Origin of the sequence: Bacillus sp. Leaf49 (assembly GCF_001426125.1) — a bacterium.
Classification (GTDB): domain Bacteria; phylum Bacillota; class Bacilli; order Bacillales; family Bacillaceae; genus Bacillus; species Bacillus altitudinis.
The window spans coordinates 119,404-138,477 of the sequence record NZ_LMRK01000021.1 but is presented as its reverse complement, the minus strand read 5'-3'; the positions used below and the strand labels follow the sequence as shown (position 1 = coordinate 138,477).

Sequence of the window (19,074 nt, the reverse complement as noted above, 5' to 3'; positions counted from 1 at the left end):
ATAACACGTATATTACAAAAAAGGGGGGGATACCCCCTTATTTCTTTGCTTTTAAACGAAACGTTGTAAAGTAGATAAAGAAATACATGTCACAATTGAGTAACAGGAAATGAATTCCTCATTTCTTCCTTTGCGCTTCCCTCATAAATTAGCTATCATAAATGAGTAATATAGGGAGAACTGAGGTGAAACCATTGCTTAGCCTTTTGTTTAAAAAGGGAAAGAAAAAGCAAACATTAGAGCAGTCGGCAATCAACATCCAACAGGGTGATACCGAGCTGCAAAATGCATTAATAGAGCAATACAAACCATTTGTCGCTAAGACGGTTTCATCCGTTTGTAAACGATATATAGATGAAAAAGATGATGAATTTAGCGTAGGCTTAATTGCCTTTAATGAAGCGATAGAAAAATACTCTGCCGAAAAAGGCAACTCACTCCTTGCATTTGCGGAGTTAATTATTAAAAGAAAAGTAATCGACTATATTCGAAAAGAAGCAAGAAACGCGCCAACGGTTCAAATGGACCTTCAAGAAAGTGAGAATGGCGAGTACTCGCAAAGCATGATTGAAGCAGAGCTTTCTGCAAATGAATATAGGCGTTTAATTGAACAAGAACATAGAAGAGAAGAGATTGAACATTTTAAAGAACGATTGAAAGTATATGGTCTTACGTTTCAAGAACTGCTTGAGCATTCACCAAAGCATGCGGATGCGAGACAAAATGCCATTAAAGTGGCCCATACACTCGTTAAGCACGATGAACTGAGAACCATTTTATTTCAGAAAAAACAATTGCCAGTCAAACAGCTGGAAAAGCTAGTGGAAGTCAGCCGCAAAACGATTGAGAGAAATAGAAAATATATTATTGCGATGGCGATCATTATGACAGGTGATTATGTGTATTTGAAAGATTACCTTAAAGGGGTGCTTAATTCATGAGAAGAGGCATTATAGTAGAGAAAAACAAAAAATATGTCACACTGCTGACCCCTGATGGACAATTTCTGCGGACAAAGTATGAACAGCAAGACTATGAAATCGGTCAAGAAGTGACGTTTCCGAATGAATCACGTCTCGAAAGAAAAAGAGCCGGTTTTTTTGACCTGCTTCGTTTACGTCCGTTAAATGCAGGAATTCTATCAATTGCAGCAATTATTGTCGTGATCTTCACTATGATGCCATCTTTCTCAAGTCAAAAAGCATATGCATATATGACGATTGACATTAACCCAAGTTTTGAGCTGAAACTCGATCACAATTATCAAGTGATCGGTGTCACTCCGCTGAATAAAGATGCGAAGCAAGTACTGGCCAGTATGAAAGATTTAGAAAAAAACGACATGACCAAAGTCGTGCAGGAAATCATCGATGATTGTGATAAAAAAGGATACGTGAACGACTCTAAAAGCATTTATATTTCAACTGTTTATGAAAACAAGCAGGATCATACATACAAAACAAACGTAAAAAGTAAAATCAGCACCATCTCGGGGGAATATCAAAAGCGCAATTATAAGCTGGAAACTGTGGAAGGTGACCTGGAAACAAGAGAAAAGGCACAAAAAGCAGGCATTTCAACAGGAACTTATATTAGAAATCAAGAAATGCAAGACAACGAACAAGAGGACGTTAAAAAAGAAGATGAAGATCCAGCAGATGACGAGGCTGTCAAAGAAGAAGAGCCGAAAAATGCTGATGAAGATCAAAAAGACGAAGACAAAAAAGAAGACATCAAGACAGACGATAGCGATGAGATGCAGCCTGATAAAGAAGCTCCTGAAGGCGAAGACAAAGAGCAGAAGGAAGTTGAGAGGGAAGAGCAAGGAGCTGTTCAAAAGCCTCACCAAACAAGCCCTAATTTTGACAACAAAGAGAAAAAGGGAAAAGAAGAAAAGGATCGCTCTTTTGAAAAAGACAAAGAGCAAAAAAAAAATCACTCGACTGATCCAAATGAAAAAAAACATCCAAACGGCACATCACGTGGTGATACTGAAAAGCATGTAAAAAAAAACGACAGTGGTCAGAATCGTCCGTACGGCGAACGTAACAGAAATGGCGTCAAACAAAAAGGAAAAAACACACCGCCCTCATACCGTGAAAACCGGGATGAACCTACATATGAACAGTAAAAAAACGCCAGAATAGATCCGGCGTATTTAACCATGTCTTTATTTAGTTGAATGGCCCATTTGAGATTGCGCCTGCTGTACGAGTCTTTTTGTCATCTCGCCGCCAACAGAACCGTTTGAACGTGCGACTGTATCTGAACCGAGATTCACGCCAAATTCTTGAGCGATCTCGTATTTAAATTGATCTAAAGCTTGTTCTACTCCAGGAACAAGAAGTTGATTTCGATTTGCCATCACATATTCCTCCTTTCACCTCATGTTTGTTGCGCCTTCTTATTTTGAAAAAAACAGCCTGCAATTATGCTGGCAATTGCTGCACAAAAAAGCCGAGGTGATGAAGGTCACCTCGGGCTCAGTTTTAAGCCTTTTTCAGCTGAAGCGTATTCAACATCATTTCTTGCGCTGTGCTTTGCAAGTGAGAAGTGAAAACGGAGAACACGGTAGAACTGATAATGCCTTTAATCAAATGCCATTGCGGCTTCGTCAATTCTGTGAACTCTTCGTGGAGCTTGTCCGTCTGTTCTTCTGTCATTTCTCGTAAATTTGTTTCCTTTAATGGAAAATGTGTATGGTGATAAATAAAATCAAGGACGTGCGCATATGCTTCATAAAAACGGATGGGGCTGATAATATCATCCGTTCGATCTGTGATCGTATTAAATAAGGCAGATAAGATCGTACGAATAGAATCAAAATCAAATACTGATTTTAAATCCCGGACAATTAATAAAATAACGACTTGATCAATGGAGTACTTCTTGCCAAGCTCTGGATGGCCGATCATATCTTTAATATCGCGCTTGATCCAGTTTTGAATGGCTGTCGATTTAAGAGAAGTCAGTTCACACAAGTTGCCAAGCTCAACGATTTCGTTCGTTGAAAGCCCGTGCTCTGATTTTTGCTTCCGCCGTTCGAGTTTTTCAAAAAACGAAGGGATTCTTAATTCATCATATTCATGTTCCTTATCGCTTTTTACAGATAAATTCAAAAGCTGAAGCGGAGTCAGATCTCCCTCGCCTTTTAGAGAATACAGAAGTCTCGTCATGTCAATTCTCGTTAATTTAAAAGTCACCATGTTCCACCTCATTTTGTACGTCAAAAACGTGATTATTGATCTAATTCAACATCATAATCTCTTTTTAATGAAAATGCAAAATAAACTAAAATAGGACCGGTGCGTCACAATTTGTTCACTTGTTTGCGGATGCAAGTAGCGTAATCATTGAAATGACGAGGTTTTAGCCAGTATGATAAACATAGAAAACGATTCCTTTTTCCTTGCAATTTGAGACGTTTATTTTTATAATTTTATTAATAAGTTCAAATGAACTTAATATGACAGCGGAGGTTATGTATGGGTAAAAGAATATTTCTGTTTATATTAACGAACATTCTTGTTATCACTACGATTGGTATTGTCCTATCGGTTATTAGTGCAGCAACTGGTGTTGGTTCTTATATAGGAGCAGACGGAAGACTTAATATCCTTTATCTTCTTGTATTCAGTGCAGTTGTTGGTTTTGTAGGCTCGTTTATGTCACTAGCGATGTCTCGCTGGATGGCAAAAATGATGATGGGTGTGCGTGTGTTAAATCCAGAAAAGGATTCATTAACATATGATGAGCAGCAGCTTGTTGACCGCGTTCACAGACTATCAAGAGCAGCAGGCCTTTCTAAAATGCCTGAGGTCGGTATTTACCAATCATCTGAAGTAAATGCATTTGCGACAGGTCCTTCTAAAAGAAGATCGCTTGTTGCCGTATCAACTGGATTGCTTCATGAAATGGATGATGCAGCAGTTGAAGGGGTTATCGCTCACGAAGTCGCTCACGTAGCGAACGGTGACATGGTTACAATGACGTTACTCCAAGGGATCGTCAACACGTTTGTTGTCTTCCTTTCAAGAATTGCGGCATGGATCGCAAGTCGTTTCGTTCCACGTGAAGAGCTTGTCCCAGTTGTTCACTTTATCGCTGTGATCGTCTTCCAAATTATTTTCTCTATCTTAGGAAGCCTTGTCGTGTTTGCATATTCTAGACATCGTGAATTCCATGCAGACCGCGGCGGTGCGGACCTTGCAGGAAAAGATAAAATGATTCATGCGCTTCGTTCACTAGAGGCGTATACATCAAGAATCAAAGATGATGATCAAGCAGCTGTTGCTACACTGAAAATCAGTGGTAAAAGAAAAGCTTCTCTTTTCTCAACACACCCTGATTTAAACGAAAGAATTAGAAGACTAGAAGCAAAATAAGAAAGATCAAAAGACATTCTGCGTAAGGATGTCTTTTTCTTTTTGATGAAAAAGTAAATAAAGCACAAAATACCTTTAAAATCTTCTCTCTTTTCATTAAAATGATAAAGTATTCGAAAAGAAAGATAAAAGAAGGAATAACCATGAATCCAATGAAAAAACTAATTGACCGGCTGTCGGCTTTTCAGCTGATTGCCCTTTACTATTTTCTTGCTGTGACCGTGTCGTTCATTCTACTCAGTCTGCCAGTGGCTCACCAAGAAGGAGTCAAATGGACATTTATTGATGCGCTGTTTACAGCTGTGAGTGCTGTCAGTGTCACGGGTCTGACTGTTGTCGATACGTCACAAACATTTAGTGTGACCGGGATGTGGATCCTTGCATTTGTTTTGCAAATCGGTGGTATCGGCATTATGACGCTTGGTACATTCGTCTGGCTGGTTATGCGAAAAAGGATCGGCATTAAAGAAAGAAAATTAATTATGGCAGACCAAAACCAGAGCAACTTATCAGGAATTGTAAAACTCATGAAGCAGGTCTTATATTTAATCTTACTGATTGAGTTTGTAGGCGGTCTGATTTTAAGTATGTATTTTCTAAAGTATTACGATGTGCAAGGTGCTTTTTTACACGGATTTTTCTCTAGTATCAGTGCCACAACCAATGGAGGATTTGATATTACTGGAAATTCGTTAATTCCTTATAAAGATGACTATTTCGTCCAATTTATTACGATGCTGCTCATCATTTTTGGCGCTATTGGCTTTCCGGTACTTGTCGAAGTAAAGGATTATTTATTCAATCAAGACCGAAAACATGCATCGTTTTCATTGTTTACGAAAATTACCACGATCACGTTTGGCCTTCTTGTTGTCGTTGGGGCAATTGGGATTTATGCACTTGAAGCCCGCTTCACTTTTCTAGGGAAGAGCTGGCATGAAATCTTGTTTTATTCTTTGTTTCAATCAACAGCTACTAGAAGTGGCGGGCTTTCGACATTAGATATTACGCAATTGACAGAGCCGACACTGTTATTTTTATGTTTGCTGATGTTTATCGGGGCATCTCCAAGTTCGGTAGGGGGCGGAATTCGGACAACCACGTTTGCCCTTAATTTACTTGCTTTGTTTCATTTTGCGAGAGGAAATAAGTCCATTAAAATCTTTAAAAGAGAGCTTCATCAAGCGGATATTAATAAATCCCTCATGGTGACGATGATGGCCTTTATTTTAGTGTTTGGTGCTACGTTTCTGTTAACTTTATCAGACCATCATACACTTCTTGAAACTTTATTTGAAGTTTGTTCTGCCTTCGGAACAACAGGACTGTCGCTCGGAATTACGTCTGACTTGTCCGTATTTGGTAAGTGTATTATTATGGTCGTCATGTTTATAGGACGGATTGGAATTCCAAGCTTCTTGTATTTAATTGGCCGCCGGGAAAGTGAAGCGAATTATCATTATCCGAAAGAGCGTGTGATCATCGGCTAACCAGCATTCCTACTGAATGCTGGTTTCAGCGTGTAGACAAACCCTCGCATTCTTTGTCAGTCCTGCGTGCTGGTGCTCACGAATGTGACATTCGCTCCGCGCCAGTCCTCGTCCTTCCTAGGGCTACAAAGGCTTTCTATCACGCTGAAAAGAAGACAAAGAGTTAAAATAACGATCATTTTAACTCTTTGTCGACAATCAGACCAGCATTCCTACTGAATGCTGGTTTTTTTATTTCCATTATATAACTGGCTAAATCACAAGGGATGTTCGCAATCTATAGGTAAGAGGTGAAAGAGACGTGCTGGATGTGTTATGGAAAGCAATTGTAATGCTGCTCGTTGGTACCTTGCTGCTGAGAATAGCAGGACCTAAATCCATTAGTCAATTAACGGTTCAACAGACAGTCATCATGATTTCAATTGGATCGATTATTATCCAACCCTTCATTGAGCATAATTTACTTGAAACCATTTATGCGGCCGCCATTTTTATTGTGGCGCTTGTGATTATGGAAAAGCTGTCGATCCAATTTGATTTTTTTGAAAAGTTGGTTTCAGGGAAGTCTGTGGTGATTTTAGAGGATGGAGAAATGCTTGATCACAAGCTGAAAAAAACGCGGCTGACAAGGGACCAATTCAAAATGCGCTTAAAGCAGCAGGGCATCACAGACATCAGCAGTCTCAAAAAAGCAACGCTAGAAGCGAATGGGCAAATTGGATATGAGTTAAAGCCTGAGGAAAAACCAGTGACAGTCAAACAAATGAAAGAGCTATTTGATCAATTGAGCGAAGAACTAAACATGTTAAAAAGGAATGATGACAGATGAAAAGAAAAACAGCAAAAAATGAAGCACTCACGAATAATATGACGCCTACAGAAAGCATGGCACACGATCAAGGACAAACACAATTTGACGAGCAATCAGAAGACCGCCAGGCGAACCGAAATTCTCATCAAGGTAAACAGGGGGGAGCATCTCGTGACTAAAAAACATGTGAAAAGTAAAGACATGAAAGACCATAAAAAACCGATGAACCCCGATATCTTGGAAGAGGAATTTGGCAGCGAGCTAGGAGATATAAACAGCAGTAAATGGATTGATACTTTAATGAAGCCTAAAAAAAACGATGAATGTCACAATGAACAGAAAAACAAAAAATAAATAGAAAAAAACGATCCTCACAGGATCGTTTTTCCTATTTAATATAACTGTTTTGTCTGCCAGTAATGGTTCGCATCAGACTGGTCATTTTGAGCTCGATGACTGGTTGTGCAACAGTTTTAACAAATGTACTAGATAGGGTAAAGGTTAAGAGGACCGTAAGTAGCAATAGAATCAATACACTTGCCGTATTTAGAGCCCAATCATCAAACCAAGTCGTTCTTAAAAGCTTAATCACAAAGCCATGAAGTAAATAGACATAAAGCGTTCTTGTGCCCCATTTGGTAAAGAAGAACCGGCGTGTTGGGACTAATGCAAAGAAACTAAAGGTAGCAGCAAATGCAAGTAAATACCATACCATTCGTTTCATCGCTGCAATGAGTCCTTCATCTCCAAGAGAAGCGTAAGACTGTGACCCAAATAAAAAGGAATAATCGAATTCATAAAAATAGCAAAACATGAACACGGCCATCAGTACAAGAAGTGCAGTCAGTTTCCCTTTGCTTGTTCGGATAAATTCAAAGTGCTGCTTTTTTAAATAAAAGCCAGCTAAAAACATCGGCAAAAAGACAAATGTACGAGATAGGCTGAGTGTATCGCTAATGCTGTCCACGTAACCGACAAGTAACGCCATCGATAAACTGACGATCATTGCCCAGTGGAATGGCAGTTTTGAAAAAGGAATAAGTAGTAAGTTCCAAAAGAATAAACTGATTAAAAACCATAAAGACCATTGCGGATCAATCGGATTTAAGTTAGAGATGCTTTGATCCTGTAAGAAATAATAATACACAGAATAGATGACCTGAAAAATCAAATATGGGATGATCAGCTTAACAGCGACTTTTTTCATAAAACCTGGTTTTCTAAAACCTTTGGCAAAGAAGCCAGACACCAATATAAAAGCGGGCATATGGAATGTATAAATAAATTTATATAAGTAGAGTATCCAGTCATTATCATGTATGAATGACCGTAACAAATGACCAAAAACAACTAGAAAAATCAGAAGAAATTTTGCATTATCAAAATAACTGTCTCTCGTGGATGTCATAACATCACCTTTCCTGCTTCATTTCGAACATAAACGTTCTAAGTGCACTGTTCCCTCATTTGCCCCATTTTAAAATACAAATTGGCTCATTTCGCTATTTGATGTGAAATTGTAGAGCGGTTGTAAAAGAAGCGTAAGAAAAGAGAATCGTTATACAATCGTGTCATCCAAATGAAACAAATGAAGCAAGCCTCGTGTAAAAAGTTCTCTTTTTTTATGAGTCGAATGAAGGAACAATGAAAATCTTGTAGAAATATTGTAGAGGAATGAGGCTGGAAAAGGAGTGTAAGAGAATGACTGAAACGCTCGATGGTGCGAAAAATATCAGAAAATTAGAAAAAGAAAACGAATATTTGCGAAATGAATTGATACAGCACAAAATGCTGTTAAATAAGACGTTAGATGCCATTTTTATATTTGATCAGCACCTCAACATTATCCAAGCCAATGAAGCGACATGCAGGCTTGTCCAAACACCGAAAGAAGACCTCCTCAATAAATCCGTTCTAGATTTCCTATACGGCATTCCGAAAAACAAAATTGACTGCTCACTTGAGATTTTTTTTCGAAAAGGAACTTTAAAAAGAGAGATCTCCATTCAACTTGAAAATGGAGAGACAAAATATATTGAATTTGCAGCAGAGCACGACGTGGTGAATCAACAATATATTGTCGTCATGCGTGATATTTCTTCAAAGAAAATATTAGAGCGAGAACGCTCGATGAATGAGCAGCTGTTTAAAGATTTATTTGATCGAGCGATTGACGGTATGGTCATTTTTGATCAGGATGGTTGTATGATTGACGCCAATCACTCTTTTTGCCAGAGCTTTGAACTTCAAAAAACAGATTTAACAGACCGCTACTTAAATGAATTTGTTGAAGAAGAAAATCTTCCAGCGCTCCAGCAGCTCTTAACTTCATTGAAAGAAACAGGGAAAGCAAAGGGAGAACTTCCTGTTACCCTTCAATCTGGGCAGCACAAATTATTCGAACTGACCATCACATCCAATGTGATGAGTGGTTTTTACATGTCCATCATGCGTGATATTACAGAAAAAAGATTAATGGAAGAAAAGCTGCTAAAAAGTGAAGAACGTTTTAGAGAAATATTCGAAAATGCGATGGATGCCATCATCATTTGGGCGGATGATGGAGAAATTGTCAGGGCAAATGAATCAGCCTGCCGAATTTTCGAATTACCGATGCATCAGCTGATTGGCAAGAAACTCATGGATTTTCTAGTCAAATCTGATCGCAGATACCGGCCGACAAGAAGACGGTATATAAGGAATCTTGAAATCAGAGAAGAACTCCTCTTTAGAATGGCGAATGGCCAATTCAAAGAGCTTGAGTTCACCTCTAAGCATGCGGTATTAGAAGGACAGCACTTAACCATTTTACGGAATGTCAGTGACAGAAAGCGAATGGAAGAGGAGCTGCGAGAAAGTGAGCTCAAATTCCGTAAAGTATTTAATGGCTCTATGGATGGCATTGTTCTTTTCGATAATCAATACCGGATTATTGATGTGAATCCTTCCGCAAGTGAACTGCTTGGCCTCAAAGATGATCACTTAACGGAAATGAACCTTTTTCATATCCTTGCACCATATCAAATTGAAAATTTGGCGCAGCCAGCTCAGGCGATGTCATTAGATGAGATGGACAATGAAGTTCCATTTGTGCTGAACCATCCAGATCAACGTATTTTGGAGTTTTCTTTTAAACGAAATATTATTCATAACATGAATTTGGCCATCTTTAGAGATGTGACTGAACGCAAGGAATTAGAGGAGCGGGTAAGAAAATCGGATACGCTTCATGTTGTCGGAGAGCTTGCCGCTGGAATTGCTCATGAAATTAGAAATCCAATGACAGCTTTAAAAGGCTTCATTCAGCTGCTCAAAGGAAACATTGAAGGGGAGTATTCGCTCTATTTTAATGTCATCACATCAGAGCTAAAAAGAATCGAATCCATCATTACAGAATTTTTGATTTTAGCGAAACCGCAGGCCATCATTTATGAAGAAAAAAATGTCGTGCAAATTGTCAAAGACACGATGGATCTTCTTCACGCACAGGCCAATCTTGGCAATGTGCAAATGCACTTAAATGTGCTGGATGATATTCCGCTCATCTACTGTGAACAAAATCAGTTAAAGCAAGTCTTTATTAACATTTTAAAAAATGCGATTGAAGTAATGCCTCAGAAAGGAAATGTTTACGTGAGCATTCAAAGGAAGGGGGAGGAGCACATTGTGATTTCTCTTCGTGATGAAGGCTGCGGCATGACAGAGGATAAACTAAAGCGTCTCGGAGAACCATTTTATACAACAAAAGAAAGAGGCACTGGACTTGGGTTAATGGTTAGTTATAAAATTATTGAAGAGCATCAAGGAACCATTGAAGTAGAGAGTGAAGAAGGGGTCGGAACAGTGTTCCATCTCACGCTTCCACTCCGGCAGCAGAAACAAGAAGGGGAGCTTTAATGTGTATTATACAGTCTATACCGCACCAATCGGGGCATTATACATACTAGAGAAAGATGGTGCCATCATTGAAGTGAAGTTTGATGATGAATCGTTTTTGGTCAAAGAACAGAGAGACCATTTTAAACAAGAAGACACGCCTGTATTAAAAGAAGCGAAAAAACAGCTGGATGAATATTTTAAGGGCGATCGGAAAGTGTTCGATCTCCCGCTCAAGCAAGCAGGCTCTCCGTTTCAAGAGCAAGTGTGGGAGGCACTTTCTACTATTCCGTATGGTGAATCAAAGAGCTATGCTGATATTGCAGAAGCGATCGGCAATCCAAAGGCTGTCAGAGCCATTGGACAAGCTAATAGGCGCAATGCATTGCCAATTTTTATCCCGTGTCACCGGGTCATTGGAAAAGACAGGACTCTGACTGGTTATGCAGGGACGAAGACAGGGATGAAAGCGATCCTGTTAGAATTAGAAGGCATCCCATTTGTTCAAAAATAAATGAATTGACCTGTTCCAAATGTTTAGTGAGCGACATATCCTTTTATTAAGCTAAAAAAGTTGGTCTAGGGAAAAAGGAGGCAGCTAACATGTTATGGGGCAAGAAAGATAAAATGTACGCCGTCACATCACTATGTGTCAAAATGAACGTGTTGACAGAAGAACAGAAAAAAGAAATATTAGCAAAAACGAACGAAACAAAAAAGCGCGGTGCTCTTAAATGATAAGAACCCCGCGCTTTTGTTTGATTAAAGTGACACGCTTTCGGTGAATAGTGCATCAATCTCTTCTGTATAGTTGGAAGTGATAATGCCTTTTTCTGTAATGATTCCGGAAATGAGGTGATGAGGAGTGACATCAAAGGCAGGGTTAAATACCTGCACGTCAGGAGGCGCAATTTGGATGCCGTTTAATTCCTTTACTTCCTGCGGGTCGCGTTCTTCAATCGGAATATCTGACCCATCCTGAGTTGACACATCAAAGGTCGAAAGAGGCGCTGCCACAAAAAATGGAATTTGAAAGTGTTTAGCTAAAATAGCCAGACTTAACGTTCCAATTTTATTTGCTGTATCACCGTTTCTAGCGATTCGATCTGCACCAACAATAACGGCAGAAATTTGTTTTTCTTTCATCGTATGGGCTGCCATATTATCCGTGATAAGCGTCACATCTACGCCGCCCTGCATTAATTCCCATGTCGTCAGACGAGCGCCTTGAAGGACAGGACGTGTTTCACATGCGTAAATGTGAAGATCGAGGTTTTTCTTTTTCGCTAAATAAAAGGGTGCAAGCGCTGTTCCGTACCGGCTTGTGGCAATGGAGCCTGCGTTGCAAATGGTCATAATTCGATCACCAGATTTAAAGAGCTGAAGAGCATTTTGACCGATTTGCCGGCATGTTTCTTCATCTTCGATTTGAATTTGAATGGCTTCATGGACAAGATCAGTTTTGGCTGCATTCACCGAAGCAGCACGCTCAATGCGCTGATAAAGCCGGTCTAATGCCCAGGCAAGGTTCACAGCGGTTGGACGAGCACTGTTTAAATATTCTTTCAGGCGAGCGACTTCTCGCTTAAAGAGATCAATGTCTTCTGTATCAATCTCTTGTGCACTGAGTGCAAGCCCAAAAGCCGCTGTAATGCCAATAGCAGGTGCTCCGCGCACTTTTAGCGTCACAATGGCATCATACACATCTTCTTTTGTATATAAATGCTCAAACACTGTTTCAGCGGGTAATTTTTGCTGATTCAAAATGTTGATACGGTTTTCTTCCCATTCGACGGAACGGGGAACTTCAAATTCTTTAGACAAAACTCGTCACTCCTTTACAGTTTGCTGGAATAATGCGACGAGGTCAGACGCTGTTTCCACTGCATGATATTGTTTGATCAATGTTTTTCCTAGTGTAAGTGCTGCTTTTTTCTGCTGAAGCCTTCTAGAATGTGATGGAATCGCATCGAGATCAGCCGCATGCGCAAGACCGATGGTTCGGCGAACAAGCTCACAGCCAGCAAAGCCGGTGGCTTCTTTTAAAATACGGTCAAACGTTGTTTCTAAAAAGCTGTCCGATACACTAAACGCTTCAATACTGTCTTCTTTCCATGCTTTTGTGAACACTTCTTTGAATGTTGCCCACACATTGACGACATGATCAAAAAGGTGCTGCTGATCCTGCTCATTCTCATGAGATAAAGCATTGATGAACAGATTGGCAATAAAGTGACCGATATCGAATCCGAAAGGACCGTAAAAAGCGAACTCTGGATCAATGATTTTCGTTTCCGTTTCGTTTGCGAAAATACTGCCTGTATGAAGATCTCCATGTACCAGTGTTTCAGCAGAGGTTAAGAAGATCCGTTTCAATTCTGCTGCTTTTGCTTGCAGTTCAAGATCAGCCCATAGTGCTTGTGCCTCTTCTCTTAATTCTTCTTCGAAGTCATTCGTTTCGCTGTCAAAGAAAGGATCTGTGAAGACGAGTTTCTCTGTAATGTCACAAAGATCAGGGTTCGTAAACTGCTTCACGAATTGTTTTTTGATTTTAGGATTTGTGGCAAAGTCAGACGTGTAAAATAGTGTTTTGCCTAAAAATTCTCCGACATGATCTGATAAATACGGATAATGTTTTCCGGCAATTAGCCCTTTTCTGACGATTTCAAGGTGTGATAGATCCTCAATTGCCGTCACTGCAAGAGCTGTATCCGAATAATAGACGGCTGGTACGAGATGAGGTGCATACTCTGACTGCTTGATGAGTGCTGCACTTTCAATTCTTGCACGGTCTAATGTCAGCGGCCAGCTTTCTCCAACGACTTTTGCGTAAGGAAGGGCCTGCTTGATAATCAGTCCTTTTGCTTGTTTGTGATCATAAATATGAAAGACGTAATTTAAATTTCCGTCGCCAATTTCAGTACAGGTCAAATGACTGCTCTCTTGAATCAAGCCAAGTCTAATGGCTAATGCAACTGCCGAACTCTCTGTTAATTCTTCATATGATGCCGTAAGTGTAACCAATTGCTTCCCCTCCAAATCATATAAAAAAGCCTCTTTCTCCTGAGAGAAAGAGGCTTGATGGCGTGTATGCTCGAAGCCTCTCTTATCTCTCAGCACATACGTCTGATGGAATTAGCACCGTGCCCTATAAGACAATGAATTGTCTTGGCGCTGTTCTTGCTGCGCCCCACTTCACAGTGGTATTAACGGTCGGTTGCTGTTGGGGTCAAAAGGCCAAATCCCTCGCCCAACTCTCGATAAGAGAAATCAATATGTAATTGTTTCATGTCTGCTTGCAGTTCTTAATTCTAGATATTATCAGAGCTGCAGTTCACATGTCAATCTTTTTTCAAAATTGCTTTACAATTCATAAAACAATCCATTACAGTGATTGTATTGTCATGTAACTTGAATAGAAGGTGAAAAAATGGAATTCCAGCAATCGGATGTATTGAAACATTTACCGAAACAATTTTTTGCGTCGCTTGTACAAAAAGTACAGAAAAAAGTGCAGGAAGGAGCAGATGTGATTAATTTAGGTCAAGGAAATCCTGATCAGCCCACTCCTCCACATATTGTGAAAGCGATGCAGGAAGCGGTAGCAAAACCTGAAAATCATCAATACTCCTCATTCCGCGGGACAGCGAAACTAAAAAAGGCCGCAGCTGCTTTTTATGAAAGAGAATATGGCGTCACGCTTGATCCAAAGACAGAGATTGCCATCTTATTTGGAGGAAAAGCGGGACTAGTCGAATTGCCGCAATGTTTACTGAATCCAGGTGATACGCTGCTTGTTCCAGACCCAGGATATCCTGATTACTGGTCAGGCGCTGTGCTTGCCGGAGCTCGCATGGTCACAATGCCTCTTCTTGAACAAAATAACTTTTTGCCTGACTACCACCAACTGTCTGAGGAAGATAAGAATCAAGCAAAATTGATGTACTTAAATTATCCAAATAATCCAACTGGTGCGACTGCAACCCGGACATTTTTTGAAGATACTGTTGCGTTTGCGAGTGAAAATAAGATGTGTGTTGTCCATGATTTTGCATATGGCGGCATAGGGTTTGACGGCGAAAAGCCCCTTAGTTTCCTGCAAATAGACGGAGCAAAAGAGACGGGTATTGAAATCTATACATTGTCCAAAACGTATAATATGGCTGGCTGGAGAGTCGGTTTTGCAGCAGGGAATGCCTCTGTTATCGAAGCCATTGAGCTTTATCAGGATCACCTGTTTGTGTCACTGTTTAAAGCAACTCAAGATGCAGCAGCAGAAGCACTTTTAAGCGATCAAACGTGTGTTCAATTACAAAATGATCGGTACGAAAAAAGACGGAATACTTGGATTGATGCATGCAAAGAGATTGGCTGGGACGTCAGTGCGCCAAAGGGCTCGTTTTTTGCTTGGTTAAAGGTGCCTGAAGGGTATACATCTGAAACCTTTTCTGATGTATTGTTAGAAAAAGCACATGTTGTTGTTGCACCCGGGAATGGCTTTGGTGCTCACGGTGAAGGCTACGTCAGAGTCGGACTTTTAACAAGTGAGGAGCGGCTAAAGGAAGCAGCTGATCGTATCGCTGCCTTGCAGTTATTTGAAAAAAAGCCATTGACAACGTAAAAAAATGGTGCGATAATTCAGGCAATATTTAAGAAAATTGAATATTCTTATCAAGAGTAGGCAGAGGGACTAGCCCAATGAAGCCCGGCAACCGACTTCCATGAAGCACGGTGCTAATTCTTGCAGCAAGCGCTGAGAGATAAGATTCGGATGAATGAGACGAAACCTCTTTAACGCGCTGATCAAGCACTTAAAGAGGTTTTTTTATTGACCATATACAGGACGCAATCGAAAGGGGATTCCTAGTGAGTGAACTACTGGCAACATACGTACTAACACATCGAGAGGATGAACAAATAGACCGAAAAGCAGAGCAGATCGCACTTGGGTTAACGGTCGGGTCATGGACGGACTTGCCGCAGCTCAAAAAGGAGCAGCTGAAAAAACATAAAGGCCGTGTGGTGAGCGTAAAAGAACAGTCTCCCTCAATTGGTGGTCTGTATCAATCAGAGGTGACCATTGCTTATCCTGAGGCGAACTTTTCAGCTGATATACCAGCGGTGTTGACGACGATTTTTGGAAAGCTTTCACTGGATGGGAAAGTAAAGCTCGTCGATATCGAATTTTCGGAAAGGTTTAAAAGCTGTCTGCCAGGACCGGTATTTGGCATTGAGGGGATACGAAAGAAAGTAGGCGTGTTTGATCGGCCGCTATTGATGAGTATATTTAAAGGCGTGATCGGTCGTGATATGGAGGATTTAAAAGAACAGCTCCGCTTACAGGCTTTAGGTGGAGTAGACTTCATCAAAGATGATGAGATTTTATTTGAAAGCCCATTAGCCCCTTTTGAAGATCGAATCAAGGAAGGAAAAAAGATATTAAAAGAAACATATGAAGAGACAGGACATCGCACGCTTTATGCTGTTAATTTAACTGGTAGAACTTTTGATTTGAAAGATCGAGCAAGAAAGGCAGCCGAACTCGGGGCTGATGCGCTATTATTCAACGTTTTTGCCTATGGACTTGATGTCATGCAAAGCTTGGCTGAAGATCCAGAGATCCCATTGCCGATCATGGCACATCCGGCAGTGAGCGGTGCAATGACATCCTCTCCAGACTATGGATTCTCGCATTCTCTTCTTTTAGGCAAATTAAATCGATATGCTGGCGCTGATTTAAGTCTTTTTCCCTCTCCTTATGGATCAGTCGCCCTTCCGAAAAAAGATGCCATGGGCATTTTCGAAGCATGTGTGAAAGAGGATACAGTTCAACAAACATTTCCTGTTCCTTCAGCAGGCATTCACCCGGGAATGGTGCCGATCTTAATCAAAGATTTTGGACTTGATCATGTCATTAATGCAGGCGGGGGAATTCACGGACATCCGCGGGGAGCAATCGGAGGAGGGAAAGCCTTTCGTTCGATCATTGATGCGGTGGTCAAAAAAGAGTCTATCGAAGAAAAAGCATCAACTTGTCAAGACTTACAAGCAGCACTTGATCTTTGGGGAAGGGTAGCAGAATAAATGAAAAAACCAATTGTATGTTGTGATTTTGATGGCACGATTACGAAAAATGATAATATCATTCGCATCATGAAGCAGTTTGCTCCAAAAGAATGGACGAAATGGAAGGATGGTGTTCTAGCAAAAGAGATCACGATCCAAGAAGGCGTCGGGCAGATGTTTCAGTTACTGACGAGTGATCAGAAAGAAGCCATTCGGTCATTTATTTTAGAGGATACAGAGATTCGTGAAGGATTTGAACAATTTGTCGATGATGTCAAAAAAGCAGACATTCCTTTCTATGTACTCAGCGGCGGTATGGACTTTTTTGTCTATCCCATCCTTGAAGGGATTGTCGAACAAGAGAATATTTATTGTAACCATGCATCATTTAAAGAAGACCATATTCAAATTGAATGGCCGCATGCCTGTGATTCAGAATGCCAAAATGGCTGTGGCTGCTGCAAGCCTTCCATTATTCGAGAGCTGACGCAGGAAGATGACTTTATTATCATGATTGGTGATTCAGTGACTGATATTGAGGCAGCGAAACATGCGGATCTCACGTTTGCGCGTGATTATTTACTGAACGAATGTAAAGAGCTAGGGCTCGTACATAAAGAGTATGAAACATTTGTTGATCTTAAAGCGCAATTTGATCAAATAAAGGAAGTGAAGGAATGGCAGACGAGAAGAGTAAACGCTGGAAGGAACTAGCAGACGTCAAACGTGAATTGGCACAAAGAGACTGGTTTTACGGAACGAGCGGCAATTTATCGATAAAAGTGTCGGATGATCCTATCACGTTTTTGGTGACGGCAAGCGGCAAAGATAAACGAAAAGAAACCGATGAAGATTTTGTTCTTGTTGATGCAGCAGGTCAGCCGGTTCATCCGAATCAGCCGCTCAGGCCATCAGCTGAAACACTGCTTCACACATACGTTTATGAGCGGACGAAAGCAGGATGTTGTCTTCACGTCCACACGATCGATAACAATGTCATTTCTGAGCTGTATGGCGATAAAGGAGAAATTCGTTTTAAAGGCAACGAAATCATTAAAGCGCTTGGTTATTGGGAAGAGGATGCAGAAGTTGCTGTTCCTATTATTGAAAACCCAGCTCATATTCCGCACCTTGCAGAGCAATTTGCAGTGCACCTGACGGACGATGCTGGTGCTGTACTCATTCGTAATCATGGCATCACCGTTTGGGGGAAAACCGCATTTGAAGCCAAACGAGTCTTAGAGGCTTATGAATTTTTATTTACCTATCATTTGAAAGTAGCGCTTTATCAAAAGCAGCTTGTTAAATAAAAAGGAGGAAACACACATGGCGACCATTTACATTCATAATGAAGAGAACACGTTACTTGAGAACGAACAAGAGGTCCGGGCGTATTTAGAACAGCAAGGGGTCATTTATGAACATTGGGATATTGAAAAACTACCAAAACAGTTATCAGAAAAGTACGATTTAACAGATGATGAAAAGGAAGAAATTTTAACTGTGTTTCAAGAGGAAATAAAGAGTATTTCCGAGCGAAGAGGATACAAAGCGCAGGATGTGATTTCATTATCAGATGCGACCCCTAACCTTGATGAACTGCTTCAAAACTTTAAACGTGAGCATCATCATACGGATGATGAAGTCAGATTTATCGTGAGCGGTCATGGAATCTTTGCCATTCAAGGCAAAGACGGCGTCTTTTTTGATGTGAGACTGAATCCAGGTGATTTAATTTCTGTGCCTCCGAATATTCGTCACTACTTTACACTTCAAGAAGATCGTCAAGTCGTCGCCGTTCGCATATTTGTCACAACTGAGGGCTGGGTGCCAATTTACGAAGAAGAAACGGTTTAATAGTGGGAGCTGATCATTTCGCATGAGGCGGAAGATCAGCTTTTTTTTAGGAAAATAGACATAAAATGAGAGAGAAAATAGTTGATTTTGGTCTTCTGCATAGGATAAAATTCTGTTTAATCAATGTGTCAGTCCTGTCCAATTTTGAAGTTTACCCCCAGAATTCATTGGGTAAAAGGTCTTTAGGCTGTAAAAAATTAAATAAAATAAGCATATTTAATTTAATTTACAAATAAAGTATAATTTTGGTGTCGGATCATTTAGAGCGTAGACAGACGAATTCAGAGCGGGAGCTGAGATCATGAATATTTATGTACGGAAAGAACAGCTATTAATGTCAATTGATGAAAAGAGAAGACAAATGGTAGAAGCTGCTCAAGTAGAAGGCTATACAGGTGAGACGACAATTAAATATAGTCAAGAACTGGACAACCTGATGAATGAGTATCAGTATCTTCTTTTTCATGAACAACAATCTGTTGCTTCCTTTCATGATCTTGTATCACAAATGAGTCTCCTTTCTGTCAATCGTCCTTCTTATTGACATCAAAAAACCGGTCTTGCCATTAGCAAAACCGGATGAATGCTT

At 40.3% G+C, this 19,074-nt stretch carries 21 protein-coding genes and 1 riboswitch; of the genes, 16 read left to right on the top strand and 5 right to left on the bottom strand.

Annotation, left to right across the window (positions count from 1 at the left end; translation table 11 throughout):
• Nucleotides 1–185: 185 nt before the first annotated feature.
• Nucleotides 186–941, top strand: coding sequence for an RNA polymerase sigma factor SigI (gene sigI / locus ASG46_RS13805; RefSeq protein ID WP_008346139.1), 756 nt, complete (start codon nt 186–188; stop codon nt 939–941).
• Nucleotides 938–2,131, top strand: coding sequence for an anti-sigma-I factor RsgI family protein (locus ASG46_RS13800; RefSeq protein ID WP_056704860.1), 1,194 nt, complete (start codon nt 938–940; stop codon nt 2,129–2,131). Before sigI ends, ASG46_RS13800 begins: the two co-directional genes overlap by 4 nt.
• A gap of 39 nt (nt 2,132–2,170) precedes the next feature.
• Here the strand turns inward: ASG46_RS13800 and ASG46_RS13795 are convergent, their stop codons facing one another.
• Nucleotides 2,171–2,365 carry an alpha/beta-type small acid-soluble spore protein gene (locus tag ASG46_RS13795; RefSeq protein WP_008346135.1) on the bottom strand — a complete coding sequence of 65 codons (195 nt, stop codon included), beginning with the start codon at nt 2,363–2,365 and terminating at the stop codon, nt 2,171–2,173.
• A gap of 124 nt (nt 2,366–2,489) precedes the next feature.
• Nucleotides 2,490–3,206: a DUF1836 domain-containing protein gene (locus ASG46_RS13790; protein ID WP_046343373.1), complete on the bottom strand. Its 717-nt coding sequence runs from the start codon at nt 3,204–3,206 to the stop codon at nt 2,490–2,492.
• A 279-nt stretch (nt 3,207–3,485) separates the two neighbouring features.
• On the opposite strand from ASG46_RS13790, the gene htpX reads away from it, so the two are divergent.
• The 5 genes from htpX to ASG46_RS13770 all read left to right on the top strand — a co-directional run bounded on the left by htpX (nt 3,486) and on the right by ASG46_RS13770 (nt 7,040).
• Nucleotides 3,486–4,385: a protease HtpX gene (gene htpX, locus ASG46_RS13785; RefSeq protein WP_056704857.1), complete on the top strand. Its 900-nt coding sequence runs from the start codon at nt 3,486–3,488 to the stop codon at nt 4,383–4,385.
• Between the two features lie 143 nt (nt 4,386–4,528).
• Nucleotides 4,529–5,875, top strand: a complete 1,347-nt coding sequence (locus tag ASG46_RS13780) for a TrkH family potassium uptake protein (RefSeq protein ID WP_007498761.1) — start codon at nt 4,529–4,531, stop codon at nt 5,873–5,875.
• A 301-nt stretch (nt 5,876–6,176) separates the two neighbouring features.
• A complete protein-coding gene (locus ASG46_RS13775; RefSeq protein ID WP_019743078.1) occupies nt 6,177–6,704 on the top strand; it encodes a DUF421 domain-containing protein in 528 nt (175 codons plus the stop codon).
• On the top strand, nt 6,701–6,865 hold the full coding sequence (locus ASG46_RS21145) for a hypothetical protein (RefSeq protein WP_008346124.1): 165 nt from the start codon (nt 6,701–6,703) through the stop codon (nt 6,863–6,865). The genes ASG46_RS13775 and ASG46_RS21145 overlap by 4 nt, the downstream gene beginning before the upstream one ends.
• On the top strand, nt 6,858–7,040 hold the full coding sequence (locus ASG46_RS13770; RefSeq protein ID WP_035392274.1) for a hypothetical protein: 183 nt from the start codon (nt 6,858–6,860) through the stop codon (nt 7,038–7,040). The genes ASG46_RS21145 and ASG46_RS13770 overlap by 8 nt, the downstream gene beginning before the upstream one ends.
• A 34-nt stretch (nt 7,041–7,074) precedes the next feature.
• Here the strand turns inward: ASG46_RS13770 and ASG46_RS13765 are convergent, their stop codons facing one another.
• Nucleotides 7,075–8,094: an acyltransferase family protein gene (locus ASG46_RS13765; RefSeq protein ID WP_017367116.1), complete on the bottom strand. Its 1,020-nt coding sequence runs from the start codon at nt 8,092–8,094 to the stop codon at nt 7,075–7,077.
• A gap of 293 nt (nt 8,095–8,387) precedes the next feature.
• Between ASG46_RS13765 and ASG46_RS13760 the strand changes: the two genes are divergently transcribed.
• From ASG46_RS13760 to ASG46_RS21470, 3 genes are all read left to right on the top strand, one after another.
• A complete protein-coding gene (locus tag ASG46_RS13760) occupies nt 8,388–10,583 on the top strand; it encodes a PAS domain-containing sensor histidine kinase (RefSeq protein ID WP_019743075.1) in 2,196 nt (731 codons plus the stop codon).
• A 1-nt stretch (nt 10,584) separates the two neighbouring features.
• A complete protein-coding gene (locus tag ASG46_RS13755; protein ID WP_017359455.1) occupies nt 10,585–11,076 on the top strand; it encodes a methylated-DNA--[protein]-cysteine S-methyltransferase in 492 nt (163 codons plus the stop codon).
• 89 nt (nt 11,077–11,165) lie between these two features.
• Nucleotides 11,166–11,300, top strand: coding sequence for a hypothetical protein (locus tag ASG46_RS21470; RefSeq protein WP_017359454.1), 135 nt, complete (start codon nt 11,166–11,168; stop codon nt 11,298–11,300).
• Nucleotides 11,301–11,324: 24 nt separating this feature from the next.
• Here ASG46_RS21470 and mtnA read toward each other — a convergent pair whose 3' ends face one another.
• Both mtnA and mtnK read right to left on the bottom strand, forming a co-directional pair.
• Nucleotides 11,325–12,386, bottom strand: a complete 1,062-nt coding sequence (gene mtnA / locus ASG46_RS13750) for an S-methyl-5-thioribose-1-phosphate isomerase (protein WP_017367119.1) — start codon at nt 12,384–12,386, stop codon at nt 11,325–11,327.
• 6 nt (nt 12,387–12,392) lie between these two features.
• Nucleotides 12,393–13,586, bottom strand: a complete 1,194-nt coding sequence (gene mtnK / locus ASG46_RS13745) for an S-methyl-5-thioribose kinase (protein WP_056704854.1) — start codon at nt 13,584–13,586, stop codon at nt 12,393–12,395.
• Between the two features lie 406 nt (nt 13,587–13,992).
• Between mtnK and ASG46_RS13740 the strand changes: the two genes are divergently transcribed.
• The 6 genes from ASG46_RS13740 (at nt 13,993) to ASG46_RS13715 (ending at nt 19,029) form a co-directional block, all read left to right on the top strand.
• A complete protein-coding gene (locus ASG46_RS13740) occupies nt 13,993–15,183 on the top strand; it encodes a pyridoxal phosphate-dependent aminotransferase (protein WP_046343376.1) in 1,191 nt (396 codons plus the stop codon).
• Between the two features lie 44 nt (nt 15,184–15,227).
• Nucleotides 15,228–15,329, top strand: a riboswitch (SAM riboswitch).
• Between the two features lie 99 nt (nt 15,330–15,428).
• Complete coding sequence (gene mtnW, locus ASG46_RS13735; RefSeq protein ID WP_056704853.1) at nt 15,429–16,646, top strand: 2,3-diketo-5-methylthiopentyl-1-phosphate enolase; 1,218 nt, start codon at nt 15,429–15,431, stop codon at nt 16,644–16,646.
• Nucleotides 16,647–17,342 (top strand): 2-hydroxy-3-keto-5-methylthiopentenyl-1-phosphate phosphatase, encoded by a 696-nt coding sequence (locus tag ASG46_RS13730; protein WP_017367123.1) that lies wholly within the window; start codon nt 16,647–16,649, stop codon nt 17,340–17,342.
• Nucleotides 17,306–17,938 carry a methylthioribulose 1-phosphate dehydratase gene (locus ASG46_RS13725; RefSeq protein ID WP_048002296.1) on the top strand — a complete coding sequence of 211 codons (633 nt, stop codon included), beginning with the start codon at nt 17,306–17,308 and terminating at the stop codon, nt 17,936–17,938. The genes ASG46_RS13730 and ASG46_RS13725 overlap by 37 nt, the downstream gene beginning before the upstream one ends.
• Before the next feature lie 16 nt (nt 17,939–17,954).
• Nucleotides 17,955–18,485 carry a 1,2-dihydroxy-3-keto-5-methylthiopentene dioxygenase gene (locus ASG46_RS13720; protein ID WP_008346104.1) on the top strand — a complete coding sequence of 177 codons (531 nt, stop codon included), beginning with the start codon at nt 17,955–17,957 and terminating at the stop codon, nt 18,483–18,485.
• 301 nt (nt 18,486–18,786) lie between these two features.
• Complete coding sequence (locus ASG46_RS13715) at nt 18,787–19,029, top strand: aspartyl-phosphate phosphatase Spo0E family protein (protein ID WP_008346101.1); 243 nt, start codon at nt 18,787–18,789, stop codon at nt 19,027–19,029.
• Nucleotides 19,030–19,074 lie beyond the last annotated feature (45 nt).

Excerpts from the sequence above, each read along its gene's own strand:
- ASG46_RS13800 (WP_056704860.1), top strand. The coding sequence starts at position 938 with ATGAGAAGAGGCATTATAGTAGAGAAAAACAAAAAATATGTCACACTG.
- ASG46_RS13795 (WP_008346135.1), bottom strand. The coding sequence starts at position 2,365 with ATGGCAAATCGAAATCAACTTCTTGTTCCTGGAGTAGAACAAGCTTTA.
- ASG46_RS13790 (WP_046343373.1), bottom strand. The coding sequence starts at position 3,206 with ATGGTGACTTTTAAATTAACGAGAATTGACATGACGAGACTTCTGTAT.
- htpX (WP_056704857.1), top strand. The coding sequence starts at position 3,486 with ATGGGTAAAAGAATATTTCTGTTTATATTAACGAACATTCTTGTTATC.
- ASG46_RS13780 (WP_007498761.1), top strand. The coding sequence starts at position 4,529 with ATGAATCCAATGAAAAAACTAATTGACCGGCTGTCGGCTTTTCAGCTG.
- ASG46_RS21145 (WP_008346124.1), top strand. The coding sequence starts at position 6,701 with ATGAAAAGAAAAACAGCAAAAAATGAAGCACTCACGAATAATATGACG.
- ASG46_RS13765 (WP_017367116.1), bottom strand. The coding sequence starts at position 8,094 with ATGACATCCACGAGAGACAGTTATTTTGATAATGCAAAATTTCTTCTG.
- ASG46_RS13760 (WP_019743075.1), top strand. The coding sequence starts at position 8,388 with ATGACTGAAACGCTCGATGGTGCGAAAAATATCAGAAAATTAGAAAAA.
- ASG46_RS21470 (WP_017359454.1), top strand. The coding sequence starts at position 11,166 with ATGTTATGGGGCAAGAAAGATAAAATGTACGCCGTCACATCACTATGT.
- ASG46_RS13740 (WP_046343376.1), top strand. The coding sequence starts at position 13,993 with ATGGAATTCCAGCAATCGGATGTATTGAAACATTTACCGAAACAATTT.
- ASG46_RS13730 (WP_017367123.1), top strand. The coding sequence starts at position 16,647 with ATGAAAAAACCAATTGTATGTTGTGATTTTGATGGCACGATTACGAAA.
- ASG46_RS13725 (WP_048002296.1), top strand. The coding sequence starts at position 17,306 with ATGGCAGACGAGAAGAGTAAACGCTGGAAGGAACTAGCAGACGTCAAA.
- ASG46_RS13720 (WP_008346104.1), top strand. The coding sequence starts at position 17,955 with ATGGCGACCATTTACATTCATAATGAAGAGAACACGTTACTTGAGAAC.
- ASG46_RS13715 (WP_008346101.1), top strand. The coding sequence starts at position 18,787 with ATGAATATTTATGTACGGAAAGAACAGCTATTAATGTCAATTGATGAA.